This window comes from Bartonella sp. AP150HLJHH, assembly GCF_042196385.1.
Lineage (GTDB): Bacteria > Pseudomonadota > Alphaproteobacteria > Rhizobiales > Rhizobiaceae > Bartonella.
Genome location: NZ_JBHIQC010000011.1, coordinates 1 through 25,854, shown reverse-complemented (window position 1 = coordinate 25,854; position 25,854 = coordinate 1). Strand labels below are relative to the sequence as shown.

Below are 25,854 nucleotides of genomic sequence, written 5' to 3'. Positions count from 1 at the left end.
TGCCATGGCTGATCACAATATTCCTCATTTCCAAAATGACCTTGGATATAAAACAATCGAAATTGGTGTGAAAGAATTTATGTGTGTAGGCGCTACACACCCATTCGATCATCCTCATATCTTTATCGATATGGGAGCAGCAGATGAGAAAATTTGCCCTTACTGCTCAACCCTTTATCGTTATGTTCCCTCGCTATCATACGATCAAACAAACCCAACAGGATGCTTATATCATCCAGAAAAGCTATTATAATTGCGTTTTTTGGCTTTCTTAATAACCCCTCTTTTAATTCTGCTTGTTTAATATGAAATCATTTGTGGAACAATCACCCATCATCGTTGGAGGAGGAATTGCTGGTTTAAGCACTGCTTTAGCACTCGCTCATAAAGGAATTGCAAGCACCATTATCGAAAAGTGTAAGCAACTTGAAACGATAGGCGCTGGTATTCAACTGACACCAAATGCAACATCTATTCTTGCTCGCTGGAAACTTCTTAACAAACTCACTGAAGTCGCGACAATCCCATATTTTTTTGAGTTAAAAGATGGATTATCTTTAAAAATACATCTACGGGCTCATCTTATTAATCTAACAGAAAAATATTGGAAAGCCCCTTATATGACGATTCACCGCGCGGCTTTACAAAAAATTTTATATAATGCAGTGATTGAAAATCCTTTGATCAAATACAAAGCAGGCGAAACGATTGTATCTTCTACCCAATCGGCAACCAACATTAAAATCACGACAATAAAAATAGATACGGCAACAGAACAGCTTTATTCAACGCCCCTCCTGATCGGATGTGATGGCGTTTGGTCAACATTACGGCAACAATCTCCTTTTCATGAAAAAGCAAATTTTAGTGGCTTTATTGCTTGGCGTGCAACAACAACATCTGATAATCTTCCTCAAAACTTTCGTTCTTCATTGCAAAATATGAAGACAATTACGGCTTGGATGGGACCCAAAAATCATCTTGTTGTCTACCCTATTCAATCGTCAGAAAAAATTTTTAATTTTGTCGCCATTACGCATGGAGAAAATTCAAAAGAAGGATGGGCCCATAAAGGAGATAAAGAAAAACTCAAATCTCTTTTTAAAGATTGGAATTCAAAAATCTTACAAATCTTCGATCATATTGATGAATGGAGTTATTGGCCACTTTTTCAAATGAAACAAAATCGTTTTATCGGTTTAGAGAGACAAGTATTTGTTGGCGATTGCGCACATGCTGCCTTACCTTTTGCAGCACAAGGCGCCGCTATGGCAATCGAAGATGCCGCCACATTAGCAAAAGCACTTTCATTGAAAGATTTTTCATTAACGAAAGCACTTTCGCTTTACGAAACAACACGCACCCCGCGTATTGCAGCAGTAAAAAAACGCGGAGATTTCAATAGATTAGCCTATCACGCAACCGGTCCCATAGCAATTGCACGCAATCTCATGATGAAAATTCGTACACCAGAGAGCATTATGTCAGATCTCAATTGGCTTTACATGTATGATGCGATGAATTCTATAAAAAATAATGATAAAAACTTATAAAATTCTTCCGGCACTTTGAATATTACGAAAGAACGAGATTTTTTTAATTTTATGACACTAAAAAATATCATAATTTACTCTAATAAAAGCAATACTTTTCGAAACCTACAATCTAATTTTAAAAGCTTAATTTTTAGCTCTCCTAAAAGCAAAAACACCACTCAAAATCAGCTCCCATCTTTAATCTTTCTTTAACTCAATTCTACATCAACAACACCCTGAATTAATTTCATAGCATTTGCGACATGTGAATTTACCTTATATCGCTTAGGAAGCGCAATTTCGACTTCTCGCAATCCATCCTCTTGAATTAAAATAAGCCCAACCTCTCCATTCCCCCCAAGATTTAAATTTTGTTCAATTTGTGGAAGCATATCAACTGTTTTTATAAAGAGACGCATCATTTTATGCTGTTGTAATGATTCATTTTCCAAAGACTGAATTGTTTCAATTCGCAAACTAACTCCTTCAGAACGATTTTCTGCGCTCACCGTAATAATAAAAGATTTTCCGGGTTCTAGCATCTCTTCATAATCCGAGAGTGCCTCAGAAAAGAGAACTGCTTCATATTGTCCACTTGTATCAGAAAAATGAATAATTCCCATTTTTTTACCAGATTTTGTTTTGCGCACGTTTTTTGCCACAACAGTTCCAGCAAGCCGTGCAGCCGTTGCTCCCCCTTTAACGGCATTAGCAAAATTACCCCAAGTCTGAATGCGTTTTTTGTTTAGAATAGCTTGATATTCCTCCAAAGGATGCGCAGAAAAGTAAAAACCTATAGCTTGAAATTCTCGATAAAGTTTCTCAGCCGGCAACCAAGGGGTTGTTTGCGATAAAATCAATGGTTCTTTTAATCCGCCTGCCATTCCAAATATATCAACCTGCCCGCTAGAATTGTCATCGAGAATACGAAGTGCACGCGCATGAAGGGTTCCAAGATTGGCTAATAAAACCTCACGTGCAATGTTAAAACAATCAAAAGCACCAGCACAAACTAAACTTTCCATCGCACGCTTATTAACAATACGAGGATCAACACGCGCACAAAAATCTTCCAAATCCTTAAAAACCTTATTCCCACGACAAGAAACAATATGATCTACAACAGTTTCTCCCACACCTTTAATGGCAGCAAGAGAATAATAAATACAGTTATCACCAACCTCAAAAACACGATGAGATGTTTGTATAGAAGGTGCAATAACTTCAATACCCAACCTTAATGCTTCACGCCGAAAATCATTGAGCTTATCTGTATTCGTCATATCATATGTCATTGAAGCAGCTAAAAACTCAACGGGATAGTTTGCTTTCATATAAGCTGTTTGGTAAGAAACAATTGCATAAGCAGCAGCGTGCGATTTATTAAAACCATAATCGGCAAATTTTGCTAAAAGATCAAAGATAATATCAGCTTGATCTTTATCCACACCACCTGCAACGGCTCCATTAACAAAACGCGTACGCTGTTTTTGCATTTCAGCATGAATTTTTTTTCCCATAGCACGACGTAATAAATCGGCTTCCCCAAGCGAATAGCCAGCAAGCACCTGAGCAATCTGCATCACCTGTTCTTGATAAACAATAACACCTTGTGTTTCTTTGATCAGATGATCTATTTTAGGATGAATAGAAGCAATTTCCTCTTCCCCATGTTTGCGTGCATTATAGGTTGGAATATTCTCCATTGGACCTGGACGATAAAGTGCAACCAGCGCAATAATATCTTCAATACGGTCTGGCTTCATTCCAATCAACGCCTTGCGCATACCAGAACTTTCCACCTGAAACACGCCAACCGTTTCACCACGTGCCATCATAGCGTAGGTTGCTTCATCATTCAGAGGAATATTTGATAAATCTATTTTAATCCCCTTTCTGGCAACAAAATCGACTGCCATTTTCAAAACAGTAAGCGTTTTTAATCCAAGAAAATCAAATTTTACCAGCCCCGCTTGTTCAACATATTTCATGTTAAATTGTGTAACAGGCATATCAGAACGAGGATCACGATACATCGGGACAAGCTCCCAAAGTGGACGATCTCCGATAACAATCCCAGCAGCATGAGTTGAAGCATGACGATAAAGTCCCTCCAACTGAAGCGCTATATCTAATGCGCGTCCAACAACGGGATCTTTTTTCTTTTCTTCTTCAAATTTAGGTTCATCCTTAATAGCATCTGCTAATTCTACCTGACTTCCTGGGGTGGCAGGAATTAATTTTGTAAGATAATCCACCTGACGATAAGGAACTTCTAAAACACGCCCCACATCACGCAAAACTGCACGTGCCTGTAACTTACCAAAAGTAATAATTTGAGCAACTTGATCACGTCCATATTTTTTTTGAACATATTGAATAACTTCTTCGCGCCGCTCTTGACAAAAGTCGATATCAAAATCTGGCATCGAAACACGATCTGGATTCAGAAAACGTTCAAAGAGAAGAGAAAACCGCAAGGGATCCACATCAGTAATCGTCAATGCATAAGCAACAAGTGAACCAGCACCAGAACCCCGGCCTGGTCCAACGGGAATGTCATGAACCTTTGCCCATTTTATGAAATCTGAAACGATAAGAAAATATCCAGAAAATTGCATACGCGTAATAACTAAAATTTCATAATCAAGCCGCTGTTCATAATCTGCAATCGTATACCCTTCAGCCAACCCTATTGTTTCAAGCCGAATCTTCAAACCATCTTTAGCCTGATTTAATAACTCACTATCTTCTATTTCTAAAGTAGTTTCTGAATTAACAGATTGTTCTATAAAACGAGGCAATATCGGTTTTCGAAGAGGCGAGGCAATATGACAACGCAATGCAATTTCAACACTATTTTCCAAAGCTTCTGGAAGATCAGAAAACAGTGTAACCATTTCATCTTGTGACTTCAAATAATGATCTGGTGTCACACGTTTGCGATCTGGATTAGAGACAATTTGTCCTTCTGAAACAGCCATCAGCGCATCATGCGCTTCATACCCTTCTCTTTGCAGAAAAAAAGCTTCATTCGTTGCTACAAGAGGAATTTCATGCGCATAAGCCAATTCAATAAGATCAGCTTCTACTCTCCGGTCATAAGAGCCATGCCGTTGTAACTCCACATAAAGACGATCAGCAAAAGATTTTTTCAAATAAATTAAGCGCTCAACAGCATGTTCTTTTTTCTCTTCTGCCAAAGAAAGATTAATAGGTCCTCCCTTTCCACCCGTTAAAGCGATTATGCCTTCACTGTGTTCTGACAACCAATCAGCTTTAATATGAGGAGGATCAGTATCACACTTATCAAGATAAGCACGGCTCACAAGACGAACCAAATGAGCATAACCGGTTTCGCTAGCAGCCAAAAGAACAATAGAGCAAAAATCAGAAGGATTACGCCATTTAGCCAAACGTGAATGATCATTTTCATCACAAAAATCAACAGTAAGCTGACAACCAATAATAGGTTGGACCCCATGAGAAAGACAATGCTGTGAAAATTCCAAAGCACCAAATAAATTATTGGTATCGGTAATAGCAACCGCTGGTGCATGATCTGAAATCGTCTGTTGAATAATTTGGGGGATTTTTAAAGCTCCTTCGAGCAAGGAATAAGCTGAATGCACTCTCAAATGAATAAAGCGAGGAAGAGAATTTTTGTTCTCTTGCATTTGCATTTTATTTTTTACCACTCTCACAATTTCCCACTACAAAATAAATGCTAAACAGCACCCCTTATAAAAGAAAAAACTTCTGTTTATCATCAAACTTTAAAGCTATAAATTCATCATCCTACATAGGAGCAATATCCCAATTTTATTAATATTTATAAGAGAGTTCTATCAAGAAAATGCTTCTATTCACAGCAAATAAACACCTAAAATAAAAAGAAAAACAATATACCTCATCTAAGCACTTTAATTTTTGACCATTTAATTGTATTTTTCTTTAAATATTAATTTCTCTTCCTAAAGTTCAATGTGTAAATAAAGCAACCTCCTCTTTATGACTTTATCCCCAAAAAGCTCTTCTAAAGGTCTAGAAAAAACAAAAAGGGCAGGTTAAATTTGCTCATGCCTCCAAGTCTTCTTACCCCACTTTTTAATTCTATCCGAACTCTTTCTGGTATTACACCTAAAGTCTATGGTTTATTGACCAAACTCTTAGATGTTAATCCCACACAACGCGAAGCAACCCTTATTGACCTTCTTCAATTAATGCCCCATTCCGTTATAGACCGCAGAATGCGTCCCAACATTACTTGTGCAAAAGAAGGAGATACTGTTACGCTCGAAATTATCATCGATCAGCATCAACCACCACCCCGTGGTCACAACCGAATTCCCTATCGTGTTATTGCCCATGATCACACAGGAAAAATAAATTTAGTCTTTTTTCATGCTCAACCTCTTTGGCTAAAAAAACAACTCCCCGAAGGAAAAAAAGTCATTATATCAGGAAAAGTTGAATGGTTTAATGGACAGCTTTCAATGGCGCATCCAGACTATATTGCCCCAAGCGAACAATCAAATCAGATACCTCTCATCGAACCTGTCTATCCCTCTACTGCAGGACTAACTGTAAAGACACTAAGACGCGCCATACAAAACACTCTTGATTTTATTCCTCTCCTCCCAGAATGGATAGATGAAAATGTAAAAAAGCAGCAAAATTTTCCTTCTTTTTCTGTTGCTTTACGCCGTATCCATGCGCCCATTAACCCCAATGATCTATCCTTAGAAAGTACAGCACGCAAACGTCTTGCCTATGATGAATTGCTCGCTTGTCAATTGGCACTAGGACTCGTGCGTTTGAAAACTAAATCTCTTGTTGGCACTTCTCGACCATCAACAGGAATTTATACTAAAAAATTGCTTAATATCCTCCCCTTTCAACTCACAACCGGACAAAAAAAAGCAGTAGAAGATATCGCAAATGATCTTGCTTCACCAGAACCGATGCTAAGACTACTTCAAGGTGATGTAGGCGCAGGAAAAACTGTTGTTGCATTGATGGCAATGGCACAAATTGCTGAAAATTCAGGACAATCAGCTTTAATGGCACCAACTGAAGTGCTTGCTAGGCAACATTTTGCCACCATCGCTCCTCTTGCCGAAAAGGTCGGATTACAAACAACGCTTTTAACAGGACGAGAAAAAGGAAAATTGCGGACAAATATCGTGAATGATATTCTGTCAGGTCAAGTTTCTATTGTTATCGGAACTCATGCTCTCATACAAAACAGCGTTACTTATAATAATCTCGCTTTAACCATTATCGATGAACAACACCGTTTTGGTGTCCATCAACGTATCGCTCTTACAGAAAAAGGCAATAAAGCTGATATGCTGGTTATGACCGCCACGCCCATTCCGCGCACACTTGTCTTAACAGCTTTTGGTGATATGGATGTCTCTAAAATTACCGAAAAACCAATGGGACGACAACCCATTACAACAGCAACGCTTTCTTTGAAACGTCTTCATGAGCTTATAGCGAGAATCGCAATTGCATTAGAAAAAGGAGAAAAGCTCTATTGGATTTGTCCTTTAGTAGAGGAATCGACAGCTCTTGATCTCACTTCAATTGAAAACCGCTTTGCATTTCTCCATGAGCGCTTTGGAGCACACGTTGGTATGATCCATGGAAAAATGTCTACAGCAGAAAAAGAAGCCGCTATGGCATCTTTTAAATGTGGAAATACACGTATTTTAGTTGCAACCACCGTCATTGAAGTGGGAGTAGATATTCCAGATGCTTCGATCATTATCATCGAACACGCGGAACATTTTGGCCTTTCACAATTGCACCAATTACGTGGACGTGTAGGACGAGGCGATAAAAAATCTTCCTGCATTTTGCTCTATAAAGATCCACTGACTAAAACAGCAGCAACACGCCTTAATATTATCCGCAATACAGAAGATGGTTTTGAAATTGCTGAAGAAGATTGGCGCCTACGAGGCGAAGGAGAGCTTTTAGGTACAAAACAATCTGGAGTCCCTGAATTTCATATAGCAAACCTTGCAGTTCATAGCGATCTTTTGTCAATGGCAAGAAAAGATGCTCGTTTATTTTTACAACGCGATCCTCATCTTTCTTCTGAGCAAGGACAAGCTTTACGGTTGCTCCTTTATCTTTTCGGACACAACGATGCTGCACGCCTCTTACGAGCAGGATAACAAAAACCCTCTAATAAAAAACTTAAATACCTCTCTGTTCAAATATGATTTTCTCTTAGAATTACCCATAAATGATCTACGCAGTCTCTTACCATCTTTATGCTTCATGAACGAATAACAAATCAACTGCATTAAAACAGTAGAAGCAATATTGCGTCTTTTTTTACCATTATATTCACATAACTGATCTATTTTTTGATAGGTAAGAAAATATTTTTCGTTTTATCGTAAAGGATTTAGGAATAAAAAACCTTTCTTCAGTATTCTCGTTCAACAGAGAAAAATGAAAAAATAAGTTTCATTATAAATCAATTTCTTACACTTGATTATTCTCCAAAAGATTCAGAAATATACTTTTATTCAACCGTGACTGATTTTGCTAAATTACGGGGTTGATCAACATCTGTTCCTAATAAAACAGCCGTATGATAAGCGATTAACTGAACAGGGAGTGCATAAATAATAGGAGAAATAAATTCTGGAACATCTGGCAAAGTGATCGTTGATAAAGTCTTAAGACAAGCTACTTCTGCTCCCTTTTTATCGGTTATTAAAATAATACGACCATTACGCGCTACCACTTCTTGCATATTAGAAAAAGTTTTTTCAAACCACCGATCATAAGGTGCAACAACAATAACGGGTATTGTCTCATCCACCAGAGCAATTGGTCCATGCTTTAATTCACCTGCCGCATAACCTTCAGCATGAATATAAGAAAGCTCTTTCAGTTTAAGAGCTCCCTCCAAAGCAATCGGATAAGAAGTTCCACGTCCCAGATAAAGAACACTTTTTGCATTCACCAAATCACGACAAATACATTCAATTTTTCTCTCTAATTTTAAGACCTCATTTAAAATACGTGGAACTTCTGCCAACTGTTGAACCAGTTGCTTTTCTATTTGAGCCGAAAGATAGCCACGTTGTTTAGCCGCACTAAGAGCGAGTGAAGCAAGCGTTGCCAATTGACAGGTAAAAGCTTTTGTTGAAGCAACACCTATTTCCGGTCCGGCAAGTGTTGGGAGAATAAAATCAGCCTCCCTTGCCATTGTTGATTGCTCTACATTCACAATTGTTGCTGTTTTTACACCCCGCTCACGACAATAACGCAAAGAAGCCAATGTATCAGCTGTCTCACCAGATTGAGAAACAAACAGCGATAACACATCAGACGTTATAGGAGGTTCACGATAACGAAACTCGGAAGCAACATCATTATCAACACTTAAAGCGGCAAATTTCTCAAACCAATAGCGCGCAACTAAGGTTGAATAATATGCCGTTCCACAACTCGCAAAAAGAAGCCGATGAATATTTTTCCAATCAATCAAATTCTCAAGCGGTCGAACCGCATAATTTCCAAGATCAAGATAATGCGCCAAATTATGAGAAATCACTTCAGGTTGTTCAAACATTTCCTTGTGCATAAAATGACGATGATTACCCTTAGAAATCAATAAAGCCCCTTCGAGTAATGTCGTCACAGGACGTTTTACCGGTTGGTTGTTAGCATCATAAATTGTAACACCTTCCCGTGTGAGAACAGCCCAATCCCCATCTTCCATATAGCTAATATAATCAACGAATGGTGCCAAAGCAATCGCATCTGACCCCACAAAAAATTCATCTTTTCCATAACCAATTGCCAGAGGTGGACCAGAACAAGCCGCAATCATAAGGTTATCTTCACCTTCGAAAATAAGAGCAATAGCAAAAGCCCCCTGCAGCCTTTTCCAACTGGTACGTATGGCTTCTTGCGGAGAAAGACCATCTTTTAATGCACGCGTTATTAAATGTGCAATAACTTCCGTATCCGTCTCTGTTTCAAAGATACAACCATCCTCTATGAGTTCCTTTTGCAGTTCTACAAAATTTTCAATAATACCATTATGAACAATCGCAAGCTTTTCAGTCACATGGGGATGCGCATTGCGTTCAACAGCAATTCCATGCGTAGCCCAACGGGTATGACCAATCCCTAAACTTCCCTCCAGAGGTGTTTTTTTTAATTTTTCTTCTAAATGAACAAGCTTCCCCTCAGCACGTACACGATAAAGATGCCCATTATGGACCGTTGCCACCCCAGATGAATCATACCCTCTATATTCAAGACGTTTTAACCCCTCAACCAAAGAGGACGTAACACACCTCTTTCCAAGAACTCCAATAATTCCACACATTAAAAAGCTCCAACCCACATCTTAAGATTCAAATTTTACAAAACAATCCAACAGCCTTTATTTAAAACTATAAATAATAAAAATAATTCAAACATGGAATACGGCAATCTTTAAGAATAAATCTTCCATCCATCGTTAGATTAACACGAAACAAAAGAATAAGCTGAAAATAATCATTTTTTCTGTTTGTTTTCTAACAAACGCTCTCGAAATTTTGTCGCATAGCCCTCTTTTATAACCTGTCGTGCACGCCCAAAAGCCATACTGTTCATAGGAATATTTTCAGTAATAACACTTCCTGAAGCAACATAAGAGCCATCCCCTATTACCAATGGGGAAACAAGTGCCGTATTAGACCCAACAAAAGCATGATCACCAATCATGGTTTTATATTTGTTAAATCCATCATAATTGCAAGTAATCGTACCGGCTCCAATATTGGTATGTGCACCAATTTCGGCATCACCAATATAACTTAAATGATTGATTTTAGAAGATTCTCCTACCTTAGCTTGTTTGACTTCACAAAAATTTCCAATCTTTACGGACTTTGCCAACTCTGTTCCAGGACGCAAACGTGCATAGGGACCAATCTGTGCATCTCTACCAACCACAGCACCTTCGAGATAACTAAATGCATGAATAACCACACCAGATTGTACTTTTACGTTTAACCCAAAATAAACATTTGGTTCTATCACCACCCCTGGTGCAATTTCTGTATCATAAGAAAAATAGAGTGTTTCTGGCTTTAAGAGTGTAACACCCGATAACATTAAATCGCGCGCTTTACGTTTTTGCCACAAAGAATCAGCCTCAGAAAGCTCAAAACCGTTGTTAATTCCTACAATATCTTCAAAAGGAACTTCAACAACACGCACATCTAATCCTTCGCGTGTTGCAAGAGAAGCAATATCTGTTAAGTAATATTCTTTTTTCACATTATTATTACCAACTTTCTCTAAAAGAGAAAGTGCATGTTTTCCACGCATAGCGAGTATTCCACCGTTACAAAAAGAAATCTTTTTTTCTTCATCGCTAGCGTCTTTTTCTTCTACAATTGCAATCAATTGACCATTTTTCTCGAGAAGACGTCCATAACCTGTTGGATGTTTGGTATGAAAACCTGCAAAAACAACATCTGCTCCATCAGCAAGCTGTGCACGCATTTGGTGCAATGAATCTTGCTGAATGAGAGGAGTATCCCCAAAAACAATGAGCACATCATCCACCTCCTTTTGCAAAGCTAAACGAGCAGACAAAACAGCATGGGCAGTTCCTAAACGCTCTTTTTGTTCAAAAATCATTACATCTTTTACAAATGACTGAACAACGTGCATAACCTCCTTAGCACCATATCCCACAACAACCGCTAATTGTGAAGAGCCTGCCAATTCTATTTGTTTTAGAACATGGCATATAAGAGGCAATCCAGCAATTTTATGAAGTACCTTAGGCAGAGACGATTTCATGCGCGTCCCCTCACCTGCGGCAAGAACAATAGAAAGACAACTTCTAACCATAAAAACACATAAGACTAACGAGAAAATCCAAAAAAATTCATAATACTGTGCCAACGAATATCTTCAATATAACTCAACGAAGGATAATGTTCTAAAAGCCAAAATGAAAGATCCTGCATAGAGCCTGTCAAAAACAAAATACCCGTAACAACCAAAAAAAATCCAATAACTTTTTCAACTTTTCCTAAATGAATACGAAAAACTCCCAAAAATTTCATAAAACTGCTTGAAAATAAAGCCGCCAGCACAAAAGGCACGCCAAGACCTAACGCATAAATCCCTAAAAGGACAGCACCCTCACCTACAGTTTCTTTTGTTCCAGCAAGAGTTATGACAGGTCCTAAAATAGGGCCAATACACGGTGTCCAACCAAAGGCAAAAGCTAAACCGATAATATACGCGCCTAAAGGACCAGCAGGTGTTTTTTTGGTCTGAAAACGCGCCTCACGAAATAAAAAAGCGATCTTGAAAATCCCCAAAAAATTTAAACCAAAAATAATAATGATAATACCAGCAGCAAGCGCAAACCAATCACGATAATAACCAATGAACTTGCCGATTGTGCTTGCACTAGCACCTAAAGCAACAAAAACGGTTGTAAAACCTAGCACAAAAGCAATAACAGAAGATAAAAGCGCCCGCCGTATAAATACTTTCTCATTCTGCTTTTCTGAACGAAAATCGTTAATACCAATCCCTGCCATATAGCACAAATAAGGAGGAACTAACGGCAAAACGCATGGTGACAAAAAAGAGAGTGCCCCAGCAAAAAACACACCAACTGTTGAAATTTCAATCAAAATTCATACCCCGTCTTTCATCATAGTTTACCCCCATGAACAATGATCAATCCACATCTTCATCAATTTGTTGCATATTTTCTTCATTCGCTATCACACTTATATCTTCATCATGACCAGAAACGACTGAAAAAACTTTTTGATAGATTTTATCTTTATTTTTAGCAATTGCAATATACTCTCCCTCTGCTAACACGAGTGAAACATACGCACCAACTGTTTCATAAACGATATCACCAGAATCATTGGCAAGAGACCAACTTGTATCTGCAAGCGCTTCTCCTCCTTCTTGTCGCACCAACTTTAAGACAATCTGAGCGGCCTGATGTTCAAGAGTAACTTCTGTTATTTTACCCGCATCCACTTGAATATCGGAACGAGCCGTCGCATTAATAGAACCATAATGGGAAGCAACATGGTAGCGGCCAGCTTTTAAACGCACAACTGAGTGGGGTTTAACATTTGATATAATCACTCCCGTATCATCATTTTCTTTTTCATCCTCATAAATGGTAAAACGGAGTTCCTTTTCATTCATTACGCCATTGAGCAGTGTTGCATTTAAAATGACACCACCAGCCTCAAGATTAAAGTTTTTTACAAGACTCTGCCCATTTTCTAAACGAATATGGCGCACAGCACTCATATGACCAAATGAGACATGAACAAGATAATTTCCTGGTTCGAGATTAAAACGTGCACCTCCCCCCTTATAGGTTGCCACTAATGGTAACTTATTATCAATCCCTAGAATAGGGGCATAAACCCGCCAGACAAGCCCTTTTTCAATATCCGGATGACTATTTGTTAATCGAGCATTCAAAATGAGTTGTGTTTGAGATGCTAAGTTTTCATTTTCCTGCTCTTGAGTCTTTACAATAAAACTCCTTGATTGTCTCTGCTGCAGATCTTGCCCTTCTCCTGCTTCAGAAAAAGCACAGTGACTCCAAGTCAATAAAGCAAGCACCACGCACAACCATACACATCGGTGCACTATTTTTATAAGAATACCCATTTTTGCATTGTTGACCAACATGATCTTTTTTTCAAGAAACAATATCACACAGCCATCATTTTAAATTGAGAAACTTACACCACAACCACACGATGAAACAGCATTGGGATTGTGGATTTGAAAAGACTGCCCCATAAGATCATCAACAAAATCAATCTCAGCTCCTTCCATAAAAGGAAGTGATAGTAAATCAATAAACACAACTGCCCCGTCTTTTTTGAGAACGAGGTCATCTTCACACATTTCAGAAACCAAGTCATATTTATAAGAAAAACCAGAACACCCACCACCTTCAACAGAAATACGTAATGCTATTTTATCGGTTTCACGCAAAAGTATCTGTGCAATTTTTTTGGCAGCAACATCTGAAATTTTCACATTCATTTTATATATCCTTGCATTAAACCATCAAGAAAGAGTATCCTACACTCAAAGAGCAGTTTATTTCTCATAAACCACTCTCAATTTTAAGATGATAATAGACAGCTTGCAATGGATATAGGAAATATCAACTTCAATTACCAATCTCGAGCAGTATACAGTGCTCATCCACAAACAAGCCGTGGTCGATTATACCATGAAACGATGAGCACCACACGCTCACCTTTTCAACGAGATAGAGATCGTATTATCCATTCTAATGCATTTCGACGTCTTAAACATAAAACGCAAGTGTTTATTGCTGATGAAAGCGATCATTACCGTACTCGCCTAACCCATTCCATAGAGGTTTCTCAAATTGCAAGAACATTAGCCCGTGCCCTGTGTCTTGATGAAGACCTTGCCGAAGCCATTGCCCTTGTTCACGACTTTGGACACACACCCTTTGGCCATGCAGGAGAAGATGCTCTTAATGAAGCCATGGTACATTATGGCGGCTTTGATCATAATGCACAAGCATTACGCATTGTAACAAAACTAGAACAGCGCTATGCAAATTTTGATGGACTTAACCTTACATGGGAAACCCTCGAAGGACTTGTAAAGCATAATGGTCCCCTTTTAGGTCCTCACGCGAAGAATAAGGAGGTTCCTATCGATATTTTACAATACAATGTAAAGCAAGACCTTGCACTCGATTGTTTTGCAGGACTAGAAGCGCAATGTGCTGCTATTGCAGATGATATCGCATACAATGCGCATGATATTGATGATGGTCTACGTTCGCAATTTTTAACACTCGATCAATTTGAACATGTTTCACTAACAGCAGCAATATTAAAAGATATAACAGATGAGCATCCCCAGCTCGACCAAACGCGTCGCGGTTACACGCTTGTACGAAGACAAATAACAACCATGGTTGAAGATGTTATCAAACAGTCACAAAAAAATTTAGCACGCATCAAACCAACAAGCATAAACGATATTCACCAAGCAAAACAAACTATTGTCACCTTTTCACCGACAATGACCGTTTATGAAAAAGAACTAAAAAACTTTTTATTTAAAAATCTTTACTACCATGAACAAGTTCTTAGTCGTCGCAATGCAGCAAAATGCATTGTACAAAAATTATTCAATTGTTATTATGAAAATCCAAATACAATGCCTGAAAGTTGGCAGAGCAAAACAGTGCACTTAAAAAATCAAGAGTTAGCACGTTTGATTGCAGACTTTCTTTCAGGCATGACGGATCACTACGCTCTACGTGAATATCAGCGTTTATTTGACCATACAGATAATTTCGTTTAATGGCTTTTGGCATCATCATGGAAGCTAAATATGAATATCTTTAAAAACTTCGAAAAAAAAATTAAGAGATCAATTGAATTATCTGATATAAAAGGAAAAAATGGAGAATCTCTAGATTTATCAAAAATCACTGTTGATCCTCCGCGTGATTCCTCCCATGGTCATTTATCAACCAATGCTGCTATGGTGCTTGCAAAATCTATTGGAAACAATCCACGTGCACTTGCAGATAAAATCATAGAACTTCTTAAAAATGATTCCTCTATCGAAAATATAGATGTTGCCGGTCCTGGTTTTATAAACATAAAACTTACAAAATTATTTTGGCAAGATGCTATAAAATCTATGCTTGAATTAGGCACTTCTTATGGTCGTATTCCAATGGGACAAGGAAAATGCGTCAATGTTGAATATGTCTCAGCAAATCCGACAGGACCAATGCATGTAGGACATTGCCGCGGAGCGGTTGTTGGGGATGTTCTCTCCAATTTGCTACAATTTACGGGCTATAACATTACAAAAGAGTATTATATCAATGATGCGGGTCAACAAATCGAAGTCCTCGCCCATTCGGTACTATTGCGCTATCGTGAAGCTCTTGGGCAAAAAATTAATGAAATTCCAGAAGGACTCTATCCTGGAGAATACTTGATACCATTGGGTCAATCGCTTGCTCAAGAGTTTGGTGACCAACTCCTCACGATGGATAAAGATGAAGCCTTATCTCTTGTGAAAGAACGTGCAATTCATGCAATGATGTCCATGATTCGCGAAGATTTGGCTGCTCTTAATATTTATCATGATATCTTTTTCTCTGAGCGAATGCTTTATGCAGATAATGCACGCGCCATTCGTAACACCATCAATGACCTCACTTTAAATGGTTATATCTACAAAGGAAAACTCCCCCCTCCCAAAGGACAAAATACAGAAGACTGGGAACCAAGCGAACAAACTTTGTTCCGTTCAACAAATGTCGGTGATGACCAAGACCGTGTTTTAGTCAAATCTGACGGTTCTTACACTTATTTTGCTGCTGATGTTGCTTATTTTCGGGATAAATTTAATCGTCATTTTGATGAAATGATTTATATTCTAGGCGCAGACCATGCTGGCTATGTAAAGCGGCTAGAGGCAATGGCAAAAGCGATTTCTGGTGATAAAGCCAAATTAAGTGTTTTCTTATGTCAATTGGTAAAACTTTTTCGCAACGGTCATCCTGTACGCATGTCAAAAAGAGCAGGATCTTTTGTCACTCTACGGGATGTTGTCGAAGAGGTTGGGCGTGATCCTGTGCGTTTTATGATGCTATACCGTAAGTGTGAAGCACCTCTTGATTTTGATTTTGCAAAAGTAACAGAACAATCAAAAGATAACCCCATCTTTTACGTACAATATGCAAGTGCACGTTGTCACTCAGTCTTTCGTCAAGCACAAGAAGCGCTTCATATTAAAAGCTTTTCAAATAATACATTGATTGCCCATCTTCATCGATTAACAGATGACCATGAAATATTGTTAATACGCAAACTTTCTGAATATCCACGTATCATTGAACAGGCCGTAATTCATAAAGAACCGCATCGATTAGCGTTTTACCTTTATGACCTTGCCTCCAGCTTTCACACCCATTGGAATAAAGGGAGTGAAAATCTCAATTTACGCTTTATTCAACCTGATGATAAAGAGTTATCCTTTGCAAGATTAGGATTGATACAAGCTGTTATCAATATTTTATCATCAGGGCTTACCATCATAGGAGTCGAAGCACCCATAGAAATGCGTTGAAAAAGTTCTATAAATACATACAATAGGTACTCTATTGATAAACTTTTTCATGTATCCTTGCATGAGAGGGGGAAAATTTATAATTTTAATATAACAAATCAAAATCAACCAGTGATTGCACGTAAGTGCAAACCATCATGTGAGAAAAGCTATGAGCGATAACGATCGCAAAAATCTACACGAAACAAAACACGATCATGAACACCATGATCCTTTAGAAAGGCTTACGCGCATTTTTAATCCGCACAAACAAAGCGGAAACCAAAATGAGCAATCTTCTTTAAAAACAGAACGATCAACATCTCACCCCGAAACATCATCCCATGATGATGATTTTGATTTCTCCTTTCTAGAAGAGGAACTTGAAAAAAATTTAGCACATGACTTACCGTTTGATGATCAAAAAAAACAATGGGACTTGCATGCAACCAGCAACGCAACAGCCTCAGATATTGCACAATCTTCTTCTTTCAACCATTCAAAACAAAATAATTTATCTGAAGAGAAATATTCTTCACCTAGCAGTCATGATGAAGAACAAATTTTAGATGAGCTTTCTCCATTACCAATCCCAAAGAATCAATCACATCAACAGAAAAAAACAGCAACCAATGCTGATCCTTTTCTTGAAAAAAGTAATCTTATGTCACAATCAGAATCAGAAAATTTCTTTTTTGATAAATCTGAAAGGCACGAAAATAAGAGAGAGACGCCAGAAGATGTTGAACAAACCAATCGTTTTTCACAAATAAATTCACAACAACCTGAGACTACGAATATACAAAAAACTTATGAGGACAATCAAAACCTCTATGACACTCCTATAAACCATCCCTATAAAATTTCAGCTGATCAAGAAAATTGGATTAAAAAGGATTATCCTAATGTCTCCTCTTCTACAGAGGAAAATGAGTTTTTCTCATCTTCTAATCTTGTGTCAAAAAGACAAAACACTGCAAGAAATCAAACAACAAGTACCTTCTCCTCACCTTTAGATTCTCCACCAGTTGATAGACAATCTTATTTAAAGGGGGCTTCACAAGAAGATCATACAACCAATTATCCCCATTTTTTTGCAGAAAACCCCTCACAACAAGAAACTTATGGCGAAAAAGTTCCGATATATGATGAGGCTCGAGCCCAATACATCAATAACGGCGAAGGTGCCTCTAACCCAAATAGAGAAATTTCATATAATGAAAATAATTTAGATGAGTTTCTTTCCTCATCCCCCTCTTTAAATACAAAACAAACGGATGGCTTTTTTGCCCATAACTATACGCACAGAGATACTCCCCCTCCCAATGTTGATACTTATAAATTTTCAGAGGAAATCGTAGAAAAAACTGGTCCTATTATGGTTCCAGAAGTCCCGTACGAAGCGCCAGAATATGATGTGCCAACTAATGGTGGTTTAGAAGAAGAATTTGCTGATGTACTCAATGTAGGGAATGTCCCAACGGATAATTTTTCTCAAAAACAACAGAAAAATGAGGTTTTTAGTGAAGTTTTTCATCAGTCTATGCAAAATTCAAAAGAAGGTGTTTATATAAACTCTAAAGAACAAAATTCCGACTATTTTTCTTCTGCCAATATGGAATATAATTTTCCCTCTTTTAGCGAGAATTCATCATACACAAGCTCAGATGAGGTTCCCACGCCTCCATCAGCTCCTCCTCCCTTAAAAAGTTTTATTTTTGGTAAAACTTTCATTAAAGGTTTTTTTATACTTATTTTAATAGGACTTGGGTTTGCTGGTTATTCTCATTTTTTTATGCCATCACAAAAAAATGAAGAAACGATCATTATCCACGCTGATAATACGCCTTTTAAATTCAAACCAGAAACAACTGGAACGAAAAATGATGTTGCACATAATTTAGATATCTATAAACAAACAACTGAACAAAATGAGAAACAAGAAAATACACAACAATTTCTTATTGATAACTCTGAACAACCTGAAAATTTAAAAGAATTAAACCCTGAAGAATCTTCAAACGTTTCCTCATCGTCTTTAAATGAATCTGATGTTGAAGATGCAGTCACAGAAGCCATAAACCATACTATTCCAATGCGAGAAATACAAACTGTTATTGTCAATCAAGATGGTACAGTTACACTAGCCCCCGCGCATCAAACAAACAGCAAAACTGCTGCTCAATCTGAAGAAAGCATTGATCAAACTTCTAATGAACTTCAAGATCCGTCCCTTGTTTCGTCGCATGATTCTGATATAAACGACCAAGAAAGAGATCATGATCTCAAAAATAATATTGATAAAATAATCGCAGAAAATAATTCTAGCTCAAATATTGAAGAAAAATTTATCCCTATCCCTTCTCATGCAGAAAGAAATACACAAGTTGAAACACCAGCCGCGTCTCGCCCCATATCACCAAACAGAGTCGCAGCACAAAATTCAGAAAGTTATTACGTACAACTTGCATCTCAACCAACGTATGAGCTCGCTAGAAATTCTTTAAAAAATATGAAATCTAAATTTGGATTCCTTATCGGTGCCCGTTCTTTAAATATTCAATCCGCTTTTATACCAGGAAAAGGTACTTATTACCGTGTTCGACTTCAAGCGCAAGACCGTAATGAAGCCATAATCCTTTGTGAATCCATTAAAAGTTCTGGTGGAAGCTGCTTCATCACACGCTAAACCAATAATGCAACGGTTTTAACAACCGTTGCATTATTTATTTCCATACCATTTAATTACTTATCAAAAACTTCAGAAATTAAAATCGTCCTATCTTTTTCGCTTATCTGTTTGCACTGACTTTATTCTTTAATCTACGTCGATTTTCGCCCTATCTAAAAGATTATATTTACGAAAAAATTACTCCGTACCCTTATAGGTATAAGGTACAGGAGGAAGCGAATTTAAATCTTTTTTGGGCGTTGTTACACTTTGGCTTGTTTCTGGGGTATTATAACGCGAACTATGTTCAGGAGATTTTGCAAAAAAAGATCCTAAAAAACCAAAAATAAACCAGATAATAACCATCGCAAGAAGAATAGCAAAAATACCCTTAGCGATTGAAACACGTTGTTCACTATCTCTTCTTTCTGCTGCCATACGTTCTTCATATGTGTGATAATTTTTATCAATCATAGTGGATTCCTTTTCTCAATTCCCTTACCTTTAAATTTCTAGAAAATATGCATATATGAAATTATTCAGATACTTATTGTGAGAAAACGATAATTATAGACAAAAGTTCCAGCTTACTTCATAAAGTTGAGAAAAAGAGGTAGGGATAGAATTAAAATACTTACCATACCTTTGAATTCTATAATAAACTCCTTTATGTTCTATAATAAAACATTGACACAAAGGTTTTGTTAATAATAGAGTTATAATCAAAATATTTCATTATTTTTATTAATAAAAATGAAACATACTCAAAAGGTTTTTTATGAAATCTCCCATATCATCGCTTCCCTTTAAAATAGAAAAACACCCATCTCCTCTGTCAGAAGAAAAATATGAAGAAATTTTAAAAAGTCCCGGTTTTGGTCAATTTTTTACAGACCACATGTGTACTATTCAATGGACTGAAGACAAAGGCTGGCACAATGCCATCATTTCTCAATACAAAGCTTTAGAAATTAACCCTGCAAGTACCGTTTTACATTACGGACAGGAAATTTTTGAGGGTTTAAAAGCATATCGTGCAAAAGATGGACGCATCTTGCTCTTCCGTCCTGATGCCAATGCACAACGCTTTATAGAATCAGCACAACGTTTAGCTATGCCAGAATTGCCAAAAGATATTTTTCTGGATGCCGTTCATCAATTAGTAAAAATTGATCAAAAATGGGTTTCTGATCAGCCCAACGCTAGCCTCTATATCCGTCCATTTATGTTTGGCAATGAAAACTTTTTGGGAGTCCGCCCTTCTCAAGAATATCTTTTTTGTGTCATAGCCTCTCCAGTTGAATCCTATTTCAAAGGAGAAGAAAAATCTGTCAGCGTCTGGATTGAAACAGATTATAGTCGTGCTGGTCCAAGAGGAACAGGGGCTGCCAAATGTGGTGGAAACTATGCAGCAAGCTTACTTGCACAAAAAACTGCAACTGAAAATAATTGTAGCCAAGTACTCTTCCTTGATATGATTGAACATAAATGGATTGAAGAACTTGGTGGTATGAATGTCTGCTTTATTATGGACAATAATACACTTGTAACCCCCCCACTTAATGGAACTATCCTTCCAGGGATAACCCGTGATTCAATCTTAAGGTTAGCTCAACAAATGGGATTAAAAATAGAAGAGCGTCCTTATTCTTTTGCAGCGCTTCAAGAAGATGCAAAGAGTGGACACCTTAAAGAAGCCTTTGCTTGTGGTACAGCTGCCGTTGTCACATCAATTGGTCGTTTTAGATATAAAGGGGGAGAATTTATTATTGGAAATGAAACAGTTGGAGAAGTTACAAAGCAGCTTCGTACACAATTGGTTGGCATTCAAAAAGGGAACATAGAAGATAAAAATGGCTGGGTACATTCTGTCCAGCTCTCATAATATTTAAGGTATTCTCATATCTATAAACGCTTCCATGAAAGTAAATTCATGGAAGCGTTTTTCCTAGAAAAACTCCCTCTATTTTTAGTGGCAAAAAAGAAAGCACTAATCAAATTTCGAATGATTTCTATGCTTTGCTTTAATATTACGGACTGTACCCGTATGGGAGCGCATTACGAGAGTTTCCGTTTGAATGTAACGAGATGTAAATTTAACACCAGAAAGCATATTGCCATCTGTCACCCCTGTTGCTGAAAACAAAACATCACCCTTTGCCATTTCTTCCATTGTATAAACCTTATTGGGATCACTAATCCCCATTTTAGCTGCACGAGCAATTTTCTCTTCTGTATCTAGCAGCAAACGACCTTGCATCTGTCCTCCAATGCAGCGCAAAGCAGCAGAAGCTAAGACACCTTCAGGTGCTCCACCAATCCCCATATAGATATCAATACCTGTTTCTTCTGGATCAGTTGTATCAATAACAGCAGCCACATCTCCATCCCCAATCAAGCGAATCGACGCCCCTGTCGCTCGTACTTCATTAACCAATTTTTCATGACGAGGTCTATCCATAATACAAACAACAATCTGATTAACAGTCACTCCTTTAGCCTTCGCAAGAGCATGTATATTATCGGTAGGACAAGCATTTATATCGACTACTCCCTTTGGATAACCAGGACCAATAGCAATTTTGTTCATATAAACATCAGGGGCATAAAGGAGATTACCCTTTTCAGCAATTGCAACTACTGCCAAAGAATTGGCAATATTTTTAGCACAAAGTGTTGTACCCTCTAGTGGATCAAGTGCAATATCGATCGCCAATCCACTTTGAAAACCTACTTTTTCTCCAATATAAAGCATAGGCGCTTCATCCCGCTCACCTTCACCAATCACCACTGTACCATCAATAGGCAATCGATTAAGTTCTTGCCGCATTGCATCTACAGCAGCCTGATCCGCTGCCTTTTCATCGCCACGTCCGCGCCAGCGTGCAGCAGCAACAGCAGCACGTTCAGTAACACGTACCAATTCAAGCGTCAAAATACGATCAAGTCCATTTAAAATCTTCTGAGTTGTGGGCATATGAAAAAATCCTACCGAATGAATACCAGAAAAATATGAGTCCTTATTAAATACTAAGAATAAAGTTTTTTGGCAAAGATGAAAATTTTCCACAAGAGATAAAAGAACTCAAGCGTGCTTTTTTTATTATCAAGAAAGTTATCAATTCTTTGCCATAGGTTCAATACGAATAAATTGAGATTTTGCAACAAGATGTCCATCTTTTTCAATTTCTGCAAGTGCCTGTCGTACATTCACCTCTGTTGTTTCATGCGTAATTAAAATAATTGTTTTTTCAATTTGATCTTCTACAAAAGATCTTTGAACAATCGACTCCAATGAGATGTGATTATCAGCCATATGCCTTGCGACCGCGGCAAAAACACCAGTACGATCATGAACATTTAAACGAATAAAATAACCACCTGCATGATGCGAAATACGTGCTTTTTTATGAGGAGTAAGTTCTAATGCTGGACGTCTTAAAACAGGTGCATACTGAAAACCAGAACGCGCTTTTGCTATATCAGCCAAATCACCAATAACGGCTGATGCTGTTGCCTTTCCTCCGGCGCCAGGACCAGAAAACAGTAATTCACCTAATAAATCACTTTGAATAGAAAGAGCATTGGTTACACCATTTATCTGTGCAATCATTGAGGAAGCTGGTACCATTGTTGGATGAACACGTTGCTCTATTCCAGAATCCGTTTTTAATGCAACCCCTAAAAGCTTAATCCGATACCCCAATTCATCAGCTGCTCTAATATCAATTTGCGAAATATTATGAATTCCTTCAACATAAACATCATCTAACGAAACAGCTGTTCCAAATGCCAAGCTTGTCAACAAAGCTAATTTATGAGCAGTATCATTTCCCTCAATATCAAAAGCTGGATCTGCTTCAGCATACCCAAGTCTCTGTGCATCTGCTAAACAATCTTTAAATGAAAGACCTTCCGTAAACATGCGTGTTAATATATAATTACAGGTTCCATTGAGAATACCATAAATTCGCGATATGCGATTACTAACAAGTGATTCTCTCATCGCTTTGATGACAGGAATCCCCCCTGCAACAGCTGCTTCAAAATGAAGAAAAACACCTTTTTTTTCTGCAATTATAGCCAGCTCTACTCCATGTCGAGCAAGAAGAGCTTTATTGGCTGTTACAACATGATGTCCCGCCTCAAGCGCTCTCTTAACAGCGGTATACACCACATCCAATTCACCACCAATTAACTCTACAAAAACATCAATCTCATCAGAAGCAGCCAACTCCACAGGTGAATCAAACCATTTTATATCACTGAGATCAAGTCCACGATTGCGGCCTTTATCGCGCGCACTAACAGCAACAACTTTGATGAATCGCCCACATTGACAAGCTAAACTATTCGCTTTTTCACATAGAGTTCGAACAACTGAAGTACCAACTGTACCAAGTCCCGCAACACCAACTTTTAAAGCTTCTGCCATTATTAACCACTGATCCCTATCTTCACTGAAAAATCGTTTAAATGATGTGCCAATCAACACAAAAAGTACTTATGTTCATAAGAACAAAAGAAATACCCTGCTCTATTCACTTCATGTTCTCCAATAGAATGATCCCCGCTTGTTCAATCAACATTCCTAAAAATATAATATTTATTGTCTTCAAAGATTTCAGAATCTTTATAAAACATCTAATTCAGAATGAAAATCTGTAAAACTGATAAATGCAAGTTGCCATAAAGAAAAGTTCTAAAAAATAATCAATAACAAGTTAAAGAATATTAAGGATTAGTAAGAAAGAATAAAAACATCTCTTCTAAATTAACAAATACGGAACAAAAAACATTCTTTCATATGATAAATTAAAAGAATGGATAAAACAAATTAGATCAGTAAATAATAACACATTCCTTCCTACCATTCCATAGTTTGAAATATAAATCTTTAATGCAAAAATATTAATGAACCCATATATCAAAATAGAACCTTACATTAAATTAAAAAACAAGAATTAATATTTGTATACCATAATTCTGAAATATTATAAATATGGAGAATAAATTTACAAAACTCGAATATTTTATCTAAACTTATTGCCACCTCTTTGAAAAACTAGCGAATTGAAATGAGAAAAAACTCAATCTACCCTTTATCCACGCTAATTCATTTTCAAATCAAGAACCTTCTCAATATGTAAAAGAGCAAATGAATGGTTTTTAATTTTAAAAATTTTACAGACATGTAAAAGTAAATATAAAAAAATATTTTTTTCATATATTCTATAAAAATTGCTTTAATATTTTCATTTTTATCATACAAATATCTATTTATATTTTTTTAAACTGCAAATAATCTATGGATTATTCATCAAAAAAATTTTATATGATTGGTATTATTTATTAATTTGGTAATAAATATTGTCTTTCTACTTCATAAATTATACAGTTTTTGTTTTATGATAAGCTCAAATGAGAAATCTTCTGTATAAAGGCTCTTTCAAGCAAGTTAAATAATATTCTCATGTGGTGAGCAAAGATAACAAGCGATAAAATATGCAAAAAATAAATACATAAAAATGCTGTTTTTGATCATTTTTGCCTACTCCTCAAACTGAAAATATCATTCCCTGAGATGATTCCCACATCAAAATTTTCTATCAATCATGATAACTTTATATTTTTTCTACAAAAAATCTTAGAAAATAAAATGATCCAAACAGGAATCGCTCAAAAATTATTCAATAAAACACTCTTTTTTCAAAAAAAATGACACAGAGGGCTTGCGAAGTAAAAAGATCCTCTCTATAAGCCTCATCATTGGTTTGCGCCCATCGTCTAGCGGTTAGGACATCGCCCTTTCACGGCGGAAACAGGGGTTCGATTCCCCTTGGGCGTACCATGTTTCTTTTTTCTGTACATAATCTATTGATTTTATATATCTTTTTAAAAGTACGGGATACGTAAATAAAAGTTAGGGAATAGGATTTTCTAACATTTGTCTACAACAGTAGCATTTTCTTTTCTTTGCGCTTCGCTAATCATCTCTAATAATGTTTTGAATGCTTCTAAATCCTCTTGTGAAAAATCTTTTAAAGTTCTAAAAAACATGCCAACAGTTTTACGCCTCAACGGATCAGAAGTCTTGATTGTAAAACTTTTGCGACAAGCATCCGATTCTCTTCTCAAAATTTCTGCTACCTCTTGATCTAAAGCATAGAGTTCAATTATCTTTTCCTCCAGTCCTACAGGAACAGATTTTTTGCCAATTTCTACAGCAGATAAAAATGATACAGATATGTCTAATTTCTTAGCCATATCTAAGAGGCGTTCGGAGTGATCAATGCGAAGTTTCCGTAAAATTTTACCAAAAGATGTAACCATATAAAAAGTCCTATTAGAGAAGAAATATTTCTTCTGATTCTAACAAATCTTTTTATGATTTTCTTCAATTATTGCGAATCAAGAGTTCTTTTCGGGGTGGTTTTTTAGCAAAACCAGAGGTCCAAAGGGTCTCTAATTCTAAAAAGT

General features: G+C 37.1%; 17 protein-coding genes and 1 tRNA gene. 8 read left to right on the top strand and 10 right to left on the bottom strand.

Annotated elements, in window-relative coordinates; genetic code table 11:
• Positions 1-4: 4 nt before the first annotated feature.
• Together ACFING_RS05915 and ACFING_RS05910 are read left to right on the top strand one after the other, a co-directional pair.
• Entirely contained in the window at positions 5-253 is a 249-nt protein-coding gene (locus ACFING_RS05915) for a zinc-finger domain-containing protein (RefSeq protein WP_375611536.1), read from the top strand.
• Positions 254-305: 52 nt separating this feature from the next.
• Positions 306-1,553 carry an FAD-binding protein gene (locus ACFING_RS05910; protein WP_375630173.1) on the top strand — a complete coding sequence of 416 codons (1,248 nt, stop codon included), beginning with the start codon at positions 306-308 and terminating at the stop codon, positions 1,551-1,553.
• A 191-nt stretch (positions 1,554-1,744) separates the two neighbouring features.
• Here ACFING_RS05910 and dnaE read toward each other — a convergent pair whose 3' ends face one another.
• On the bottom strand, positions 1,745-5,212 hold the full coding sequence (dnaE, locus tag ACFING_RS05905) for a DNA polymerase III subunit alpha (protein ID WP_375630186.1): 3,468 nt from the start codon (positions 5,210-5,212) through the stop codon (positions 1,745-1,747).
• Positions 5,213-5,614: 402 nt separating this feature from the next.
• Here dnaE and recG point away from each other — a divergent pair, with 402 nt between their 5' ends.
• Positions 5,615-7,723 carry an ATP-dependent DNA helicase RecG gene (gene recG / locus ACFING_RS05900; protein WP_375613094.1) on the top strand — a complete coding sequence of 703 codons (2,109 nt, stop codon included), beginning with the start codon at positions 5,615-5,617 and terminating at the stop codon, positions 7,721-7,723.
• Positions 7,724-8,079: 356 nt separating this feature from the next.
• Here recG and glmS read toward each other — a convergent pair whose 3' ends face one another.
• The 5 genes from glmS to ACFING_RS05875 all read right to left on the bottom strand — a co-directional run bounded on the left by glmS (position 8,080) and on the right by ACFING_RS05875 (position 13,625).
• On the bottom strand, positions 8,080-9,903 hold the full coding sequence (gene glmS, locus ACFING_RS05895; protein WP_375611533.1) for a glutamine--fructose-6-phosphate transaminase (isomerizing): 1,824 nt from the start codon (positions 9,901-9,903) through the stop codon (positions 8,080-8,082).
• 173 nt (positions 9,904-10,076) lie between these two features.
• Positions 10,077-11,426, bottom strand: coding sequence for a bifunctional UDP-N-acetylglucosamine diphosphorylase/glucosamine-1-phosphate N-acetyltransferase GlmU (gene glmU / locus ACFING_RS05890; protein WP_375630172.1), 1,350 nt, complete (start codon positions 11,424-11,426; stop codon positions 10,077-10,079).
• A 14-nt stretch (positions 11,427-11,440) separates the two neighbouring features.
• Positions 11,441-12,229: a cytochrome c biogenesis CcdA family protein gene (locus ACFING_RS05885; protein ID WP_375630185.1), complete on the bottom strand. Its 789-nt coding sequence runs from the start codon at positions 12,227-12,229 to the stop codon at positions 11,441-11,443.
• Between the two features lie 43 nt (positions 12,230-12,272).
• Positions 12,273-13,262, bottom strand: a complete 990-nt coding sequence (locus ACFING_RS05880; protein ID WP_375630184.1) for a carboxypeptidase regulatory-like domain-containing protein — start codon at positions 13,260-13,262, stop codon at positions 12,273-12,275.
• Positions 13,263-13,301: 39 nt separating this feature from the next.
• A complete protein-coding gene (locus ACFING_RS05875; protein WP_375613096.1) occupies positions 13,302-13,625 on the bottom strand; it encodes a HesB/IscA family protein in 324 nt (107 codons plus the stop codon).
• A gap of 108 nt (positions 13,626-13,733) precedes the next feature.
• Between ACFING_RS05875 and ACFING_RS05870 the strand changes: the two genes are divergently transcribed.
• The 3 genes from ACFING_RS05870 to ACFING_RS05860 all read left to right on the top strand — a co-directional run bounded on the left by ACFING_RS05870 (position 13,734) and on the right by ACFING_RS05860 (position 19,392).
• The gene (locus ACFING_RS05870; protein WP_375630171.1) at positions 13,734-14,936 is read left to right on the top strand and encodes a deoxyguanosinetriphosphate triphosphohydrolase; all 1,203 of its coding nucleotides are present in this window, start codon (positions 13,734-13,736) and stop codon (positions 14,934-14,936) included.
• A 30-nt stretch (positions 14,937-14,966) separates the two neighbouring features.
• A complete protein-coding gene (gene argS, locus ACFING_RS05865) occupies positions 14,967-16,724 on the top strand; it encodes an arginine--tRNA ligase (protein WP_375630170.1) in 1,758 nt (585 codons plus the stop codon).
• Between the two features lie 151 nt (positions 16,725-16,875).
• Positions 16,876-19,392: an SPOR domain-containing protein gene (locus ACFING_RS05860; protein ID WP_375630169.1), complete on the top strand. Its 2,517-nt coding sequence runs from the start codon at positions 16,876-16,878 to the stop codon at positions 19,390-19,392.
• A 180-nt stretch (positions 19,393-19,572) separates the two neighbouring features.
• Here ACFING_RS05860 and ACFING_RS05855 read toward each other — a convergent pair whose 3' ends face one another.
• A complete protein-coding gene (locus ACFING_RS05855; protein ID WP_375630168.1) occupies positions 19,573-19,848 on the bottom strand; it encodes a hypothetical protein in 276 nt (91 codons plus the stop codon).
• Between the two features lie 304 nt (positions 19,849-20,152).
• Here ACFING_RS05855 and ACFING_RS05850 point away from each other — a divergent pair, with 304 nt between their 5' ends.
• The gene (locus tag ACFING_RS05850) at positions 20,153-21,259 is read left to right on the top strand and encodes a branched-chain amino acid aminotransferase (protein WP_375630167.1); all 1,107 of its coding nucleotides are present in this window, start codon (positions 20,153-20,155) and stop codon (positions 21,257-21,259) included.
• Positions 21,260-21,364: 105 nt separating this feature from the next.
• Here the strand turns inward: ACFING_RS05850 and glpX are convergent, their stop codons facing one another.
• Both glpX and ACFING_RS05840 read right to left on the bottom strand, forming a co-directional pair.
• Entirely contained in the window at positions 21,365-22,351 is a 987-nt protein-coding gene (glpX, locus tag ACFING_RS05845) for a class II fructose-bisphosphatase (protein ID WP_375630166.1), read from the bottom strand.
• A gap of 141 nt (positions 22,352-22,492) precedes the next feature.
• Positions 22,493-23,809, bottom strand: coding sequence for a homoserine dehydrogenase (locus ACFING_RS05840; protein ID WP_375621331.1), 1,317 nt, complete (start codon positions 23,807-23,809; stop codon positions 22,493-22,495).
• Positions 23,810-25,150: 1,341 nt separating this feature from the next.
• On the opposite strand from ACFING_RS05840, the gene ACFING_RS05835 reads away from it, so the two are divergent.
• A tRNA-Glu gene (locus ACFING_RS05835) sits at positions 25,151-25,225 on the top strand.
• A gap of 89 nt (positions 25,226-25,314) precedes the next feature.
• Here ACFING_RS05835 and ACFING_RS05830 read toward each other — a convergent pair.
• Complete coding sequence (locus tag ACFING_RS05830) at positions 25,315-25,707, bottom strand: helix-turn-helix domain-containing protein (RefSeq protein WP_375611592.1); 393 nt, start codon at positions 25,705-25,707, stop codon at positions 25,315-25,317.
• Positions 25,708-25,854: the final 147 nt, after the last annotated feature.

Bases quoted from the DNA above. Each gene is read 5' to 3' on its own strand.
- ACFING_RS05915 (WP_375611536.1), top strand. From the start codon at position 5: ATGGCTGATCACAATATTCCTCATTTCCAAAATGACCTTGGATATAAA.
- ACFING_RS05910 (WP_375630173.1), top strand. From the start codon at position 306: ATGAAATCATTTGTGGAACAATCACCCATCATCGTTGGAGGAGGAATT.
- dnaE (WP_375630186.1), bottom strand. From the start codon at position 5,212: ATGCAAGAGAACAAAAATTCTCTTCCTCGCTTTATTCATTTGAGAGTG.
- recG (WP_375613094.1), top strand. From the start codon at position 5,615: ATGCCTCCAAGTCTTCTTACCCCACTTTTTAATTCTATCCGAACTCTT.
- glmS (WP_375611533.1), bottom strand. From the start codon at position 9,903: ATGTGTGGAATTATTGGAGTTCTTGGAAAGAGGTGTGTTACGTCCTCT.
- glmU (WP_375630172.1), bottom strand. From the start codon at position 11,426: ATGGTTAGAAGTTGTCTTTCTATTGTTCTTGCCGCAGGTGAGGGGACG.
- ACFING_RS05880 (WP_375630184.1), bottom strand. From the start codon at position 13,262: ATGTTGGTCAACAATGCAAAAATGGGTATTCTTATAAAAATAGTGCAC.
- ACFING_RS05875 (WP_375613096.1), bottom strand. From the start codon at position 13,625: ATGAATGTGAAAATTTCAGATGTTGCTGCCAAAAAAATTGCACAGATA.
- ACFING_RS05870 (WP_375630171.1), top strand. From the start codon at position 13,734: ATGGATATAGGAAATATCAACTTCAATTACCAATCTCGAGCAGTATAC.
- argS (WP_375630170.1), top strand. From the start codon at position 14,967: ATGAATATCTTTAAAAACTTCGAAAAAAAAATTAAGAGATCAATTGAA.
- ACFING_RS05860 (WP_375630169.1), top strand. From the start codon at position 16,876: ATGAGCGATAACGATCGCAAAAATCTACACGAAACAAAACACGATCAT.
- ACFING_RS05855 (WP_375630168.1), bottom strand. From the start codon at position 19,848: ATGATTGATAAAAATTATCACACATATGAAGAACGTATGGCAGCAGAA.
- ACFING_RS05850 (WP_375630167.1), top strand. From the start codon at position 20,153: ATGAAATCTCCCATATCATCGCTTCCCTTTAAAATAGAAAAACACCCA.
- glpX (WP_375630166.1), bottom strand. From the start codon at position 22,351: ATGCCCACAACTCAGAAGATTTTAAATGGACTTGATCGTATTTTGACG.
- ACFING_RS05840 (WP_375621331.1), bottom strand. From the start codon at position 23,809: ATGGCAGAAGCTTTAAAAGTTGGTGTTGCGGGACTTGGTACAGTTGGT.
- ACFING_RS05830 (WP_375611592.1), bottom strand. From the start codon at position 25,707: ATGGTTACATCTTTTGGTAAAATTTTACGGAAACTTCGCATTGATCAC.